Below are 15,813 nucleotides of genomic sequence, written 5' to 3'. Positions count from 1 at the left end.
CGCTAGCGATCCTCGGCCAGCTTCGCCGCCAGAGCATACGCCGCTGCGCGCACATCCTCCCACACCGTGTCGAAATCGGCCTCGCCGCCATAATAAGGATCGCGCACGCCCTGGCCCGCACGACCGGGGACATGATCCATCAGCAGGCCGATCGCCGCGCTGGTGTCGTTCGGCGCGATCGCGATCAGGTCGCGCAGATTTTCGGGGTCGAGCGCTAGGATATGGTCGAACTGGCGGAAATCGGCGGGCGACACGCGCCGCGCGCGATAGTGCGAAATGTCGAGCCCGTGCCGCGCGGCCACTTGCTGCGCCCGCGGATCGGGGGCGTGGCCGACATGCCATTCGCCGGTCCCGGCCGAATCCACTTCAACCTCGAGCCCGGCCCGTTCGGCAGCTTCGCGAAATGCCGCTTCGGCGAGCGGCGAGCGACAGATATTGCCCAGGCACACGAACAGCAGCGACGTCGGCATCAGGCACCTCCCTCCGGGAAAGACACCCGATAGCCGTAAGCGTCGCCGCTGCAATTGCGCCGGATCAAAGCCCCGGCGCGGGGCTCATTCCGCTTCGAATACGCCGCAGGCAAAGCGCGCACCCGCATCCCCGGCCGGATCGGTCGACAGATCGTCCTCGCCCGCATGGACGACAAAGGCCGCACCGTCGTCCTCCATCAGCGATTCGAACGTCCCGCCCGGCAGCATGAAGGTCAGCGATCCGCTGCCATCGGCGCCGACGACCAGATTGGGCATGTCGCCGGCATGCGCGCCCTGCGGATTTTCGAGGCCGTGCTGCGTGCCTTCGGGATTCCAGTGGCCGCCCGCGCTCTTGAAATCGGGGGCTTCACAAGTGCCGGTCATATGGACATGCGCGCCATGCTTGCCGGCCGGAACGCCGCTCACCTGCACCGTCGCCTGCAGCCCGTCGCCCATCTGCTGGATCACCGCCGTGCCGACTTCGGTGTCGTCGGCGGTCTTCAACACCGCTTCGGCGCGCTCACCGCCCGGCACCATCGCATTGCCCATCATCATATTGCCCGTTTCGGGTTCGGGCATGACGTCATTGGCCAGGATATCGGTGGAATTGTCGACATAGGTGGTCGTCTCGCTCGAGCAGCCGGCCGAGGTCGCAAGTGCCACCATCGAACCGATCACCAGGCTGTAACGCAGTACGGACATGCCCCATTTCTCCTTTGACTGAACCCTGCAGGAATGATCGGACCACGCCAAGGGTTCCACGCAGTCGCGCGTGCGTCAATCACATGTCGTCCGGGCGGTCGCGCAGCAATTCGATCCGCCGCAGCACTTCGGCCTTGGCCTCGATCTGGCTGGCATAGGCGACCGTGCCGTCCCAGCTGACTTCCCAATAGCCCGATCCGTCGCAGCGATCCTGCACGCCCTGCCGCTCCGCCACCGAAGCCAGAAACGCCTGCCCCACCGGCGAGCGCGCTTCCACCGGCGTCCCGTCCGCCATGCGCAGTCGCCCGAATTCGCCGATCGAAAGCTCGGGCAGCCGCACCGCATCGGCCGGTTCGCCTTCCGCGCCGCCCGCACCGGAGCCCGCCCCGGCCCCCGCCACCCCGCGCGTCAACAGCAAGCGCAGCAGCGAATCCGAATAGCGCCGCCGCGTCGCGACGACTTTCCCGCCGTGCACGATGGGCTCTTCCCAGCCCGCCACCGCACGATCATAGGCCGCCTGCTCGATCGTCGGCGCCGCCTTGGCGAGCGCGCGGTCCCAGGCGCGCGCGAACGCCGCCGAACGCTTGCGGATGCGATAGGCGGAGACATTGGAAATCCGCACCCGCTTGCACGCGTCGCGCACGCAGCCGGTTTCGGAAAGCGCACGCAGAAACGCCTTTTGCCGCGCCTCGGTCCAGCCGTCGCGGCGGACGCGATAGCGCGGGATCATCCCCGCCCCGTCGCGCACCTCGCCGATCCGCGCGCGTACCCGCTCAGCGGTCAGCCGCGCGACGACCGCGTCCCAGCGCGCCGCGAAGTCCGGCGCGGTCTTGCGATATTGATAGGCATTGGTCGGCCATTTGCCGATCGCCGCACAGGCGCCCTTCACCGTCCCCAGCTCCGCCAGCGCCGCCAGAAACGCCGCCTCCGTCTCCGCCGACCAGCCCCGCTCCGCCGTCATCCGACTCGCTCCTTTATTCAGGGAGCGAATGGCGTATCGGATGAAATCCTACATTGGAAGAACATTATGGGAACATCTGTCGATAGCGGCGGTTGTTGGACCGTCTCCAGACCGTCAGCTTCGGCGCGACATATCCGAAAAGCTGCCGTTCGCCTAACTACCCGCTTGGTTGAAGCGTGCGAACAACGCTCCCATGCGGTCTGGGGTTACGCTCTTGACCTGTGTGCCTTGTCGCTCAGGCCACCTATCACCCCAGTGAGAGGGGCCGTCCTGACCCAGAATCTCAAAGACGAAAATCGTCTTATCGTAGTACTGAACGCACTTGAGATGGGAGTTAACGTAGGACTTCAAGGGTTCCGAGAGGCCGGAGCGACCGACACGATCGGTAATCTCTTGAAACATTTGATCAAGACTTTTTCCAGCGTGCTGTGCTTCGTGATCCACTCCCGTCACGTGGAACCCGCCGTAAGATAGTGGCTGGCTACCGAAGACTTCCTGAACCCTTGCCGCAGTTGAGGCATTCTCCGCAACGCCGACGAGCACGTAGCCCTTATGCCCCTTGCCAATGTTGGCGATTGCTGCGCAGGTTTCCATGATCTTGTCGAACGATCCCTCGTCGAAGGACGGGGGCTCGATAAGAGTATAGAAGCCCTGCTTGAAATCGTAGGCTGCTTGCTCGGTCAATGAGTTGGTAAGCAGGTTCTGGAACTTGGTAACCCAATGAACCCTCGCAGGATCTGGGTTTTTATCCTCTTCGAAAAATGCCTGGATCCAGCCGACTACGGAGTCAATAGTCCTACTCCGGTTCTCCGCACCCCATCTTCCGCCGTCTTGAATATCGATATTCTTCCCACAATCTGTCAACCGCGAGATCAAGCCCGCGCTGTCCGACACGACCTTGCTCTTCTTGACGATCAGGTCATGGAAGGCGAGAAAAACGGCTTGGAAGTATCGAGGAACTGGGTTGCCGCCATTCCCGTTCGGAAAGATGAGTCCAGAAAAGGTTGTCCTAGCTTGCCCGAAGAGCAGAGATAGACTGTCTTGGACGCGCTGATAGTCAAGGTCGACAAGTTCTGGACTTCTCTTCCTAACTGCCTGATCGACTGCGTCGAATCGTGCCTTGCTGGCTGGCGTCATCGGGAAAGTCGCGCCATAGTAGTCGTCAAATAGCTCTGTGCGCGAAGCTATAGGTTCGTCGGAGACCATGTAGGCGACGAGATCCGCGACCATTTCCTCATCGCGACTTTGGCGGAGCTGGTCCTTCGTCAAGATGCCGTGGGCGACCCAAAAGACGCTATCGGCGCTTATACCGTACTCCAATTCCCTATTGGTGATGCTGATCTTGCGCATTTCACCCAACAACAGCAGGTCGGAGTTGGAAGTATCGCCACGCACACGCGCGGAGATTTGCCTTACGCACTCGGCGAATGCATCCGTCGCGCCTGCCGCCCGGAGCTCCTGTCGAGAAAGCTGACGGCCGCCAGAGTTGATGCGACGAAAGACTTCCTCGACCGACTCACCGCGCGCCGCCTCGTAGATTGAAATTGGAACTGGGTAGGATGCGATTGCGAGGCATCGATCTCGGTCAAGCATCGGCGTTTTCTGCTCGATCACTTCCCGATCAAGCAGGTCCTTCGTCGTGGCAAACGTGTTCAGATCGAAGTAACCGCCATCAACTGGGAACTCGTTCCCAATGAACGACGTAATGGCGTTCATGCGTTGCATCCCATCGATGATCTCGAGAGTTCCGTCCGGTCGTCCTACAGGTTCAGCGAGCAAGATTATGGGGACAGGAAACCCCTTTATGATGGAGTCGATGAAGTTCTGCTTTTCCTCGATAGTCCAGATCAGCTTGCGCTGATACCGCCGGTTAACAACGTATTTGTCTTCACGGAAATTGATAAAAACCCGCTCGACCTGCTCGCCGCGAACCGTGAGTTCCTGTTGTACTGCCGCCAATTTTCAAGTTGCCTTAAATCGTCTGTTTCCATTCGCCGTTATAGGACCATTACGCGAAAATCCAAACTTGGCCAGAGGGGCTTACGACAACTTTCAGGTTAAACGAATGTGGCTGCGTGTCAGAGAGGCACGAGCCTATGCGACGTGCAGTACGGGAAAAACTTGAGAATCCAGATTTACGCGAAGTGCCGCACGATCAGTTGCACTCTGAGAACGGAATGAACGACCGATTTCAGGCCGTGAAATTTGCCCTGCCTACGTCCGATATTAGGGCGCGAAGCCGCCATTCCCCCTCCCCCACTTCCCCAACCCCCACCCCCTTGCTACAGCGCGCGCGACTCTCGTGCTCACATGCCCGGGCTGCGCATCGCGGAACCATCCGCGCCTCCGCCGCGCTTGGGTCAAAAACAAGGGAAAGGCCCTCACATGACTGCAATCGGCCAGGACAGCCTCGATACCCGCGACACGCTCAGCGTCGGCGGCAAGAGCTACAGCTATTATTCGCTGCCCAAGGCGGCGGCGAAGCTGGGCGATGTCAGCCGCCTGCCCTTCAGCATGAAGGTGCTGCTCGAAAACATGCTCCGCTTCGAGGACGGGACGTCGGTCACGCCCGATGACGCGCAGGCGATCGTCGACTGGCAGCAAAACCCGCACGCGCCCGAGCGCGAGATCCAGTATCGCCCCGCGCGCGTGCTGCTTCAGGATTTCACCGGCGTTCCCTGCGTCGTCGATCTCGCCGCGATGCGCGATGCAATCACCACGCTCGGCGGCGACGCGGAGAAGATCAATCCGCAGGTGCCCGTCCATCTCGTCATCGATCACTCGGTGATGGTCGACGAATTCGGCACGCCCAAGGCGTTCGAGCAGAATGTCGAGCTCGAATATCAGCGCAACGGCGAACGCTATGAATTCCTCAAATGGGGGTCGAAGGCGCTGGCGAATTTCCACGCCGTGCCGCCGGGCACCGGCATCTGCCACCAGGTCAATCTCGAATATATCGGCCGCGGCGTGTGGTCGAGCGAAGCGCCGGACGGCACGCCGGTCGCCTATCCCGACACGCTGGTCGGCACCGACAGCCACACGACGATGATCAACGGCCTGGGCGTGCTCGGCTGGGGCGTCGGCGGGATCGAGGCCGAGGCCGCGATGCTTGGCCAGCCGGTGTCGATGCTGATCCCCGAAGTCGTCGGGTTCAAGCTCACCGGCGCGCTGCCCGAAGGCATCACCGCGACCGATCTGGTGCTGACGGTGACTCAGATGCTGCGCGCGCGCGGCGTGGTCGGCCGGTTCGTCGAATTTTACGGCCCGGGCCTGGCCAGCATGACGCTCGCCGATCGCGCGACGATCGCCAACATGGCGCCCGAATATGGCGCGACCTGCGGCTTCTTCCCGATCGACGACAAGACGCTCGAATATATGCGCCTCACCGGCCGCCCGGACGAGGACGTCGCGCTGGTCGAAGCCTATTGCAAGGCGCAGGGCATGTGGCACGACGAAAGCGCGCCCGAGCCGATCTTCACCGACACGCTCGAACTCGACATGAGCACGGTCAAGGCGAGCCTCGCCGGGCCGAAGCGCCCGCAGGATCGCGTCAGCCTCGACGCCGTCGACGAAGTGTTCAACGGCGACCTTCAGAAGGTGTACAAGAAGGAACGCCCGGTCCGTACGCCTGTCGAAGGCCGCGATCATGACATCGGCGACGGCGACGTGGTGATCGCCGCGATCACCAGCTGCACCAACACCTCCAATCCCTCGGTGCTGATCGCCGCGGGTCTGGTGGCGAAAAAGGCGCGCGAAAAGGGGCTGACCCGCAAGCCGTGGGTGAAGACCTCGCTCGCGCCGGGAAGCCAGGTCGTGACCGACTATCTCGCCAAGGCGGGGCTGCAGGACGATCTCGACGCGCTCGGCTTCAATCTGGTCGGCTATGGCTGCACCACCTGCATCGGCAATTCGGGTCCGCTCGCCGAGCCGATTTCGAAGGCGATCAACGGCAACGATATCGTCGCCGCCTCGGTGCTGTCGGGCAACCGCAACTTCGAAGGTCGCGTGTCGCCGGACGTGCGCGCCAACTTCCTCGCCTCGCCGCCGCTCGTCGTCGCCTTCGCGATCAAGGGCACCGTCACCGAGGACATCACCGAAACGCCGGTGGGTCAGGACAAGGACGGCAAGGACGTGTTCCTCGCCGACATCTGGCCGAGCAACGAGGAAGTGCAGGGCCTGATCATGTCGTCGGTCAAGGAAGACATGTTCAAGGAGCGCTACGGCAACGTCTATGCCGGCGACGAACATTGGCAGAAGATCAAGGTCGAGGGTTCGGACACCTTCCAGTGGAACCCCAGCTCGACCTATGTCGCCAACCCGCCTTACTTCGAAGGCATGGAAATGACGCCCGCACCGGTCGGCGACATCATCGACGCCAAGCCGCTGGCGATCCTGGGCGATTCGGTAACCACCGACCACATTTCGCCGGCCGGTTCGATCAAGGCCGACAGCCCCGCCGGCACCTATCTGCAGGAGCATCAGGTCGCCAAGGCGGACTTCAACAGCTACGGCTCGCGCCGCGGCAACCATGAAGTGATGATGCGCGGCACCTTTGCCAACATCCGCATCCGCAATGAAATGGCGCCGGGCACCGAAGGCGGCGTGACCAAATATAATGGCGAAGTCATGCCGATCTACGACGCGGCGATGAAGCACAAGGCCGACGGCACGCCGCTGGTCGTCGTCGCGGGCAAGGAATATGGCACCGGCTCGTCGCGCGACTGGGCGGCGAAGGGCACGATCCTGCTCGGCGTCCGCGCGGTGATCACCGAAAGCTTCGAGCGTATCCACCGCTCGAACCTGGTCGGCATGGGCGTGCTGCCGCTCCAGTTCGCCGAAGGCGTGAACCGCGAGACGCTGAAGCTCGACGGCAGCGAGACCTTCACGATCAAGGGCATCGCCGACATCCGCCCGCGTCAGGACGTGGAAGTCGAACTCACCCGCGCCGACGGGTCGAAGGAGACGTTCATGACCAAGTGCCGCATCGATACCGTCAACGAGCTCGAATATTATCTCAACGGCGGCATCCTGCAGTATGTGCTGCGCAAGCTGGCGGCGTAAGTCAGCACGGTGGCCCACTGGCTGCTCACCTACACCCTCGCGCCGTACTATATGAACCGGCGCGAGGAGGTACGCGTCCCGCATCTTGCCAAGGCGCAGGCCGCGGCCGATGCGGGCGATCTGATCCTCGCCGGAGCGCTGGTCGACCCGCTCGACACGGCGCTCCTGCTGTTTCAGGGCGACGGGCCCGAAGCGGCCGAGGAATTTGCCCGCACCGATCCTTATGTCACCGAAGGGCTGGTGACGCACTGGACCGTCCGGCAATGGTATACGGTCGCGGGCAAGGACGCGGCGATGCCGATGCCGCCGGTCGACGGCTGAGCCTTTTCCGCTACAGCCGCGCCATCGTCAGCCAGGCCGGATCGCCCAGCCACGCCCGGCCGAACGCCGCTTCGGTTGCTTCGGCCTCCAGCCGGTTGCCGAGCGCCTGCTCGGTCTTTCCCAGCCCCCACAGCACCCAGCCATTGGCCGGATAGGCGGATAGGGCGGTGAGGAACGCCGTCTTCGCTTCGCCATAGCGCCCGGCCTGATACAGCGCGGCGCCAAGCGCCTGTCGCACCGGATAGGACCAGATCGGCGGCTCGAGATAGGGCAGCCCGTCCTCGATCTCGGCAGCAGCGGTGAACTGCGCGATGGCACCGTCCCAATCGCCCGCCGCCATCGCCCAGCGCCCCTGCGCCACCGTTTCGGCGAGCCGCAGCACATCCCCGGCCGGGAAATATTGCGCTTCGAGCGCGGCGATATTGGGCGCATCTCCAGCCGCGCGCAGCGCGGCGAGCGACGCGGCAAAGCCTTCGCCATCCTGCCGCTCGGCATAGGCAACCGCACGGGCATAGTGCCGCAATCCACCCACCATCGGCATCCGCGCATCGGGCGCGGGCAGCGCCAGGATCGTGTCGGCATCGGAAAATTGCGCATGCGCCAGATAGGGCGCGGCATGGATCATCTGCATCCAGCCGATCTCGATCGCCGGATCGGGTTTGAGAATGTCCATCAGCCGCGCGCTTTCGCGCAGCGCGGTGTCGAGATCGCCCGCCATCTGCGCCGACGTGACGAGGAAATGGACGTTGTGCGGATAATAGCCGTAGCGATAGAGCCCGTCGTCGCCGACCTGATCGAGAAACGCCTCGTCCGCGCGCACGGCATCGACATTCACCCGGATCGAATCCGCGAACCGCCCGAGCCGGAAATAGATATGCGCGGGCATATGGACGAGATGCCCCGCCCCGGGTGCGATGCCGCTCGCCAGCCGGTCGGCGGCGGGCTCGGCGAGCTTGGCGTCGCGGCTCGCTTCCATCAGGTGGATCAGCAAATGGCTCGCCTGCGGATGATCGGGCGTGCGCGCGACGACGGTTTCGAGCAATTGCTTCGCGGGCAGCATCGCCGGAAACAACGTGCGCCCGTCCGCTTCCCAGTAGTTCCAGGGACTCGTCCCCATCACCGCCTCGGCGGCGAGAACGGCGATATCCTCCTGCTCGGGCCAGCGCGCCGCCACCGCAAGCATCGCTTCGGCATAGGCGGCGTCGAGCGCGCCGCGATCGGCGTCGGGCGCCTGCGAATAGCGTTTGGCAAGCGCCGCGATCAGCGCCTGTTCCTGTACCGTGGCACCGGGCGCCAGTTCCTCGGCGCGCGCCAGCGCGGCGAACATCGCGTCGCGCGTCGCCGGGTCCATCGGCGCATTGATATTGGGGCCATAGGCCAGTGCCTCGCCCCAGAAACACATCGCGCAATCGGAATCGCGCGCCTGCGCTTCCTGAAAGGAGCGGATCGCGGCGACATGGTTGAACCCGTAAACGAGCATCATCCCCTGCGCGAAATAGCGCTGCGCGACCGGATCGCCGCTGCTGATCGTCAGCGCGACCGGCGGCAGCCCCGAAAGCAGCGGCATCGGCCCGGTCTCGCCGCCATGCACCGCGCCATATTCGGCGGCGAGCCGCAACCGCTCGGCCAGCCCGTCGCCCCGCGCACCGCAAACCGAAGCCGCGCGCCGCGTCGGATCGAGCATTTCGAGAACGGACTGCGGCGTTGTCACCGAACCGGGCACCGAAGCGCCACAACCAAGCGCTGCGCAACTGGCAGCGACGAATACTGGACTGATCAGACGCATGCCATGACCTCCCGATGTTCCGATACTGCGTAGCGCAAAATCTGACGGAAGAGGAGAGGAAGCTTGAAGTCGCGCTGCGCTCTTTGCTACCGCAACAGCCCTCTGATCCGTGCGAATTCAGGCTCAAATTCCGGGGGGGGGGGCAGGCAATGAGCAACCGAATGCGCGATTTTATCGAGGTTTGCGGAAGACATCCATTTGCCACCGGCCTTTTTGCCTTGATTGGCATCTTCGGATTGTTGTTTTCTTTTTTCGACTTCGCTGTTTCTCAAAGTCAAAATGCTGAAAACACAGCACAAACGGAGCAGCTTGCTTCCTCTGTCGGGCGTGTGCAGGACAGCGTCGACGATATCGGCCGCGACGCCGAAGATCGCTCGGGATTTGTGCCGATCCTCGCTCGACCGGCGCCGATCGTGGACGACAATCTATCTTTTCCGGCGCGGTACCAAGGGCGCAAGATTTCCTGGATCCGCGACCATGTGCCCGAGGCATTCCCGAATGTCTGGATGGAACTGATCAGCATCGAATCGAGCGCTGACCGCGTCTATGTGCAAACAGCCCCCTATCTGATCATCGATGTCGTGGACGTTCGACCGATATCGGACGACCTGGCCGGATATTATGGCGGAGAGCGCGGAGCGGCCGCCGAAATTCGCTACTTTGTCGGCAGCGTCACTGCGCAAAAGGGTTGGCACTACGCTCCGCTGGTCGATTCGATGAATGGCGAGTATCGCGACGACATCGACTTTTTCAGCCTCGCCCCGCACGAGCCGGAAGAGTTTATTCTGGGCGTGGATTTCGCTGCCGGCTATCTGTTCAGCTACCGCATCGGTGTTCACTATAAATTCGAAGGCGAGCATGGCGTTCACTGGGTGACCGATATCCGCCGATCCGGGCTGCCTACCCGGCCCATGCCGCTGACCCAATATGCCGACAACGACTATACGCCGGGAACCCATCCCGATCTCGAGTTCCAGAACAGCGCGAATATCGCGCAGCGCAGCGAGAGGAACGAAGCGCAGGCCCGCCGCGGCATCCTGTTCAATCCGCGACAGATCGAAGGGCGGGCGGAACCCGACACCCTGTAGCCCGCGCCGCCCGTCGCCCTCACCCGAGCGCGCGCCCGGCCACGGCGTCGAGCTTCGCCAGCACGTGCGGATCGCGGGCATGCGGGGCAGTGATCAGGGCGGTGTCGAGGCACGTGTCGATCGGGCTCGCCGGGCGTTCCTCGGGCAGCGCGCGGAGCAGGTTGAGCACCATCGCGCGCGCCTTTTCGGCGTTGCCCATCAGCTGCTTGATCACTTGCTCTACCGTCACGTCCTCATGGCCTTCGCGCCAGCAGTCATAATCGGTGACCATGCCGACCATCGCATAGGGCAGCTCGGCTTCGCGGCACAGCTTGGCTTCGGGCATCGCGGTCATGCCGATGATGTCGCACCCCCAGCTGCGATAGAGATGGCTTTCGGCGCGCGTCGAGAATTGCGGCCCTTCCATCACCAGACAGGTGCCGCCGACATCGACCTGCACGCCAGTTTCCTTCGCCGCGTCGGCGACGAGGCCGGACAGGCGCGGGCAGACGGGATCGGCCATCGAGACATGCGCCACCATGCCGCTTCCGAAAAAGCTCGACGGACGGCCCCGGGTGCGATCGATGAACTGATCGGTGATGGTGAAACTGCCCGGCGGGCGCCCTTCGGCGAGCGACCCGACCGAAGAGATCGACAATACGTCAGTGACGCCGAGCCTTTTCAGCACATCGATATTGGCGCGCGCATTGAGCTGGTCGGGCGAAATGCGATGACCGCGGCCGTGGCGCGGCAGGAAGACGACGCGGACATGGCCGACGCGTCCGACGAAGCAATCGTCCGATGCTTTGCCCCAGGGGCTCTGCGTTTCGACCCAGTCGGCGTCCTCGATGCCCTCGACATCGTAAAGCCCTGATCCGCCGATGATTCCGATCGTCCAGCCGCTCATGGTCGCTCCCATATTCTGCTTGTTCCCGGCCCCGCCGGGCGCGTACATGGAAGGCTGATGCCCCAGTGACCCGGGCACTGTCGAGATTTCTTTATTCAGGAGAGACCATGTTCCGCGCCTTGTCGCTTTTTGCCGCGTCGGCCCTTCTCGCGCTGCCGGCTTCGGCCCAGCAGAGCAACACTGCCATCACCGGCACCTGGCTGGTGGAAGACGGCACCGCCGAAATCACCATTGCCCCCTGCGGCAATCAGGTTTGCGGAAAGATTTCGCGCGTCATCCGCCGTGCGCCGGATTCGAACGGGCGCGATCAGCACAATCCCGATCCCGAGCTGCGCAACCGGCCGATACTCGGCCTGCCGATCCTTACCGAAATGACGCGCGACGACGATCTGTGGCGCGGCCGCATCTATGATCCGCGCGGCGGCGACACCTATCGCTCGGTGGTCGAACGCAAGGGCGCCAATCGCCTGTCGGTAAAGGGGTGCATCGCCTTCATCTGCAAGAACCAGACCTGGACTCGCGTACAGTAAGCGCCGCCGGGGCATCCCCCGCAGCGCAAATCCGTTGAAAATGGCGCCGGTCGCGATCCTTCGCGGCCGGCGCTTTTGCATGATGTCGCCCGATACGGCCCGGAAACCATGTTGCAGTTGCGAAGCCCATCCCCGACAAGGGCGAAGGAACGAACAGAAAGCTCCAGCCTTTCTTTCGCCAGCAATATGCCGCAGGGAGGGACTGTGCAGAGCGGAACGAGCGAACAACTTCCGGCCCCGCCGGACGATCTGTTATCCGGCGCGAGCCTGTTTCTCGATTTTGACGGGACGCTGGTGGAGATTGCCGACCGGCCCGACGCGGTTCGGGTCGATGCTCGCCTGCACGAACTCATCGCGACGCTGGTATCGGTGCTCGACGGGCGGGTTGCGCTGATCAGCGGCCGCCCCGCCAGCGAAGTGCGCGGTTTCCTGGGTGGCGGCGCGATGCCCGGATTCGCGATCGCGGGCAGCCACGGAATGGAATTCCTGTGGGCCGACGGACGCCGGACGGCCGCCGAACGGCCGGCATCGCTTGCCGAGGTGCACGCCGAAATGACGGCGCTCGCCGCCGAGAATCCCGGCGTGATGGTGGAAGACAAGCCGCTCGGCGCGGCGCTCCATTTCCGCCAGGCGCCCGAGGCGGAAAGCGCGTGCCGCGCGCTCGCCACCAAGCTGGCGGAAGTGCACGGGCTGAAGCTTCAGCCCGGCAAGATGCTGTTCGAAGTACGCACGTCGGGCGGCGACAAGGGGCGCGCGATCGCGACCTTCATGGAACAGGCCAAATTCGCGGGTACCCGGCCGGTCTTCCTCGGCGACGACACGACCGACGAACCCGGCTTTGAAGCGGCGGAAACGCTCGGCGGCGCAGGCGTGCTCGTCGGGCCGCCGCGCGATACATCGGCAAGCTATCGCCTGGGAGGCGTCTCCGCGACGCTCGACTGGCTGGCTGCGGCAACGGAGGCGCTCGCGTGACGAACCTGGATCTCTGGCCCATCGGCAATTGCCAGGTAAGCGCGCTGATCGATCGATCCGGGAATTTCGTTTGGGGGTGCGTGCCGCGCGTCGACGGCGACCCGATGTTCTCCTCGCTGGTGCGCGGCGAAGATCCGAACGGCGAATCCGCCCAGGGCATGTGGGCAGTCGAGCTGGAAGACTGTATCGCAGTCGAGCAGCATTATCTGCGCAACACCCCGATCCTGATCAGCCGTCATACCGATGCGAACGGCAATGCCATCGAAGTGATCGATTTCTGCCCGCGCTTCCAGCGGCTGGGTCGCACCTATCGTCCGGTCGCCTATGCGCGGATCGTCCGCCCGGTCGCGGGCAGCCCGCGGATCCGGGTCCGTCTGCGCCCCACCTGCCATCACGGCAGCACCTGTCAGCAGCGGATCGGCGGATCGAATCATATCCGCTATGCGATGGACGCAATGACGCTGCGCCTCACCACCACCGCACCGGTGGGGATGATCCAGGAGGAACGCAGCTTCCGCGCCGAACGGCCGCTGCATTTCTTCCTCGGCCCCGACGAGAGCTTCGCGGGGGATGTCGCCGCAACGATCGAGGACATGCTCTCCAATACGACTCTGGAGTGGCAGGAATGGGTCCGTGGTCTCGCGATCCCGCTCGAATGGCAGCAAGTGGTGATCCGCTCGGCGATCACGCTCAAGCTGTGCCAGCATGAGGAAACCGGCGCGATCGTCGCCGCGCTGACCACATCGATCCCCGAACATGCGGATTCGCAGCGCAATTGGGATTACCGCTACTGCTGGATCCGCGACGCCTATTACACGGTGCAGGCGCTGAACCGGCTCGGCGCGCTCGACGTGCTGGAAAACTATCTCGTCTATCTGCGCAACATCGTCGATGCGGCGAAGGGCGGGCATATCCAGCCGCTCTACGGCGTTCTGGGCGAAGCGACGCTCGAGGAACGGATCGCGCGCGACCTGCCCGGCTATCGCGGCATGGGGCCGGTACGGATCGGCAATGCCGCCTATGACCAGCGCCAGCATGACGCCTATGGCCAGATCGTGCTTTCCAACGCGCAGGCGTTTTTCGACCATCGCCTGTTTCGCATGGCGGGGATCGAGGATTTCGAGGGGCTGGAGCGGATCGGCGAACGCGCCTGGCAGTTGTACGACCAGCCCGATGCCGGATTGTGGGAATTGCGCACGCGGCAGAGCGTCCACACCTATTCCGCCGCGATGTGCTGGGCGGCATGCGATCGGCTCGCCAATGTCGCGGGCGAACTGGGCCTGCCCGAACGCCAGCATTTCTGGGAAGCGCGCGCCGGTACGATGCGCCAGCGAATCGAACAATCGGCGTGGCGCGAGGAAGAGGATTTCGTCTCCGCCACTTTCTCCGGCAGCGATCTCGACGCCAGCCTGCTGCAATTGCTAGACTTGCGCTTCCTGCCGCCGGACGATCCGCGTTTCCAGGGAACGCTAAGGGCGGTCGAGGCAGGGCTGCGCCGGGGATCGCACATGCTGCGTTATGCCACCGAGGATGATTTCGGCCTGCCGGAAACGGCGTTCAACGTCTGTACCTTCTGGCTGATTGAGGCATTGCACTTCACCGGCCGCAGCGAAGATGCTCGCGAACTTTTCGAGGAAATGCTGTCACGCTGCACCGGCGCCGGGCTACTTTCCGAGGATATTGAACCGGTTACGGGCGAATTGTGGGGGAACTATCCGCAGACCTACTCGCTTGTCGGCATGATCAACTGCGCAGTGCTGTTGAGCAAACCATGGAGCTCCATACGATGAGCCGTTTGATCATCATTTCCAATCGGGTGAGCGCTCCCAAGGGTTCGATGTCGGGCGCTCAGGGCGGCCTCGCCGTCGCGCTTCAGGCGGCGCTCCGCGAATCCGGTGGCATCTGGTTCGGATGGTCCGGCGAATATACCGATCAGTTCACCGGCCAGATCAACTTCCAGCGCAACGAAGGCGTCACTACCGCTACGGTCGACCTGGAAGAGCAGGATATCGAGGAATATTACAACGGCTACGCCAACCGCACGCTGTGGCCGCTCTTCCACTACCGCATCGATCTCGCCGAATATGAGCGCGATTTCGCCGGTGGCTATCAGCGCACCAATGAACGCTTCGCCGATACGGTTCGCCCGCTGATCGAGGAAGAGGACGTCATCTGGATTCAGGATTACCATATGTTCCCGCTCGGCGCCGAACTGCGCAAGCGCGGGTTCAACAACCGGATGGGCTTCTTCCTGCACATCCCTTGGCCGCCGCGCCGCCTGCTGACGACCCTGCCCGAGGCGCACGAACTGGTGGCATCGATGTTCGCCTATGATGTGATCGGATTCCATACGCAGGAATGGCTGGAAAGCTTCTGCGATTTCGCGCGTATCGAGCTCGGCGCCACTCTGGAAGGCGATGGCGTGGTGCGGCTGGGGGATCGCACCGTCCAGCTGCTCAATTGCCCGATCGGCATCGATTCGCAGGATTTCACGAAGATGACCAACTCGGATGTCGCCGCCGCGACATTCGATCAGATGCGCAAGAGCGCGGTCGATCGCGCGATGATCGTCGGCGTCGATCGGCTCGATTATTCCAAGGGGCTCGAAGAGCGGTTCAACGGCTATGAACGCTTTCTCGAAGAGAACCCCGAACAGCGAAAGGAGCAGTTCCTGCTCCAGATCGCGCCGCCCAGCCGCGCCGCGGTCGACAGCTATCAGCGCATCCGCGCCCGGCTGGAGGCCATGTCCGGCCACATCAACGGCGCCTATGCCGATCTTGACTGGGTGCCGATCCGATATGTGAATCAAGGCTATCCGCGCGACGTGCTGGCCGGCGTCTATCGGGCCGCGCGCATCGGGCTGGTCACGCCGCTGCGCGACGGGATGAACCTGGTCGCCAAGGAATTCGTTGCCGCGCAGGACCCGGAGGACCCCGGCGTCCTCATTCTTTCGCGCTTCGCCGGTGCCGCGGCGCAAATGCCCACTGCGCTGCTCGTCAATCCGCTGTCCGCCGAAGAAATTGCCGATGCCATCAG

13 protein-coding genes (1 of these 13 cut by a window edge) are annotated in these 15,813 nt (G+C 63.4%); 7 read left to right on the top strand and 6 right to left on the bottom strand.

Annotated elements, in window-relative coordinates:
* Positions 1–2: 2 nt before the first annotated feature.
* The 4 genes from G5C33_RS05525 to G5C33_RS05510 form a co-directional block, all read right to left on the bottom strand.
* A complete protein-coding gene (locus tag G5C33_RS05525) occupies positions 3–470 on the bottom strand; it encodes a low molecular weight protein-tyrosine-phosphatase (protein WP_165326302.1) in 468 nt (155 codons plus the stop codon).
* A gap of 84 nt (positions 471–554) precedes the next feature.
* Positions 555–1,172 carry a superoxide dismutase family protein gene (locus G5C33_RS05520; protein WP_228275200.1) on the bottom strand — a complete coding sequence of 206 codons (618 nt, stop codon included), beginning with the start codon at positions 1,170–1,172 and terminating at the stop codon, positions 555–557.
* A gap of 79 nt (positions 1,173–1,251) precedes the next feature.
* Positions 1,252–2,133 carry a hypothetical protein gene (locus G5C33_RS05515; protein WP_165326301.1) on the bottom strand — a complete coding sequence of 294 codons (882 nt, stop codon included), beginning with the start codon at positions 2,131–2,133 and terminating at the stop codon, positions 1,252–1,254.
* Positions 2,134–2,286: 153 nt separating this feature from the next.
* Complete coding sequence (locus G5C33_RS05510; protein WP_165326300.1) at positions 2,287–4,092, bottom strand: DUF262 domain-containing protein; 1,806 nt, start codon at positions 4,090–4,092, stop codon at positions 2,287–2,289.
* Positions 4,093–4,518: 426 nt separating this feature from the next.
* On the opposite strand from G5C33_RS05510, the gene acnA reads away from it, so the two are divergent.
* Both acnA and G5C33_RS05500 read left to right on the top strand, forming a co-directional pair.
* On the top strand, positions 4,519–7,194 hold the full coding sequence (gene acnA, locus G5C33_RS05505) for an aconitate hydratase AcnA (RefSeq protein WP_165326299.1): 2,676 nt from the start codon (positions 4,519–4,521) through the stop codon (positions 7,192–7,194).
* 9 nt (positions 7,195–7,203) lie between these two features.
* Entirely contained in the window at positions 7,204–7,515 is a 312-nt protein-coding gene (locus tag G5C33_RS05500) for a YciI-like protein (RefSeq protein WP_165326298.1), read from the top strand.
* Positions 7,516–7,525: 10 nt separating this feature from the next.
* Here the strand turns inward: G5C33_RS05500 and G5C33_RS05495 are convergent, their stop codons facing one another.
* Positions 7,526–9,301: a tetratricopeptide repeat protein gene (locus G5C33_RS05495; protein WP_165326297.1), complete on the bottom strand. Its 1,776-nt coding sequence runs from the start codon at positions 9,299–9,301 to the stop codon at positions 7,526–7,528.
* Positions 9,302–9,462: 161 nt separating this feature from the next.
* On the opposite strand from G5C33_RS05495, the gene G5C33_RS05490 reads away from it, so the two are divergent.
* Positions 9,463–10,389, top strand: a complete 927-nt coding sequence (locus tag G5C33_RS05490) for a hypothetical protein (RefSeq protein ID WP_165326296.1) — start codon at positions 9,463–9,465, stop codon at positions 10,387–10,389.
* 19 nt (positions 10,390–10,408) lie between these two features.
* Here G5C33_RS05490 and mtnP read toward each other — a convergent pair whose 3' ends face one another.
* Positions 10,409–11,275, bottom strand: coding sequence for an S-methyl-5'-thioadenosine phosphorylase (gene mtnP, locus G5C33_RS05485; protein ID WP_165326295.1), 867 nt, complete (start codon positions 11,273–11,275; stop codon positions 10,409–10,411).
* A 107-nt stretch (positions 11,276–11,382) separates the two neighbouring features.
* Here mtnP and G5C33_RS05480 point away from each other — a divergent pair, with 107 nt between their 5' ends.
* From G5C33_RS05480 to G5C33_RS05465, 4 genes are all read left to right on the top strand, one after another.
* Positions 11,383–11,805, top strand: coding sequence for a DUF2147 domain-containing protein (locus G5C33_RS05480; RefSeq protein WP_165326294.1), 423 nt, complete (start codon positions 11,383–11,385; stop codon positions 11,803–11,805).
* Positions 11,806–12,009: 204 nt separating this feature from the next.
* Entirely contained in the window at positions 12,010–12,777 is a 768-nt protein-coding gene (otsB, locus tag G5C33_RS05475; protein WP_228275199.1) for a trehalose-phosphatase, read from the top strand.
* Positions 12,774–14,567 carry a glycoside hydrolase family 15 protein gene (locus tag G5C33_RS05470; RefSeq protein ID WP_165326292.1) on the top strand — a complete coding sequence of 598 codons (1,794 nt, stop codon included), beginning with the start codon at positions 12,774–12,776 and terminating at the stop codon, positions 14,565–14,567. The genes otsB and G5C33_RS05470 overlap by 4 nt, the downstream gene beginning before the upstream one ends.
* Positions 14,564–15,813 carry the 5' portion of an alpha,alpha-trehalose-phosphate synthase (UDP-forming) gene (locus G5C33_RS05465; protein WP_165326291.1) on the top strand. It continues 166 nt past the right edge of the window, so 1,250 of the gene's 1,416 nt are visible here — the first part of the coding sequence; it begins with the start codon at positions 14,564–14,566; the stop codon falls past the right edge of the window. The genes G5C33_RS05470 and G5C33_RS05465 overlap by 4 nt, the downstream gene beginning before the upstream one ends.

The sequence above is a fragment of the Sphingosinithalassobacter tenebrarum genome (assembly GCF_011057975.1).
GTDB classification, from domain to species: Bacteria; Pseudomonadota; Alphaproteobacteria; order Sphingomonadales; family Sphingomonadaceae; genus Sphingomonas; species Sphingomonas tenebrarum.
Note: the sequence above shows the minus strand (reverse complement) of the source record. Positions and strands in the feature narration are given on the sequence as shown.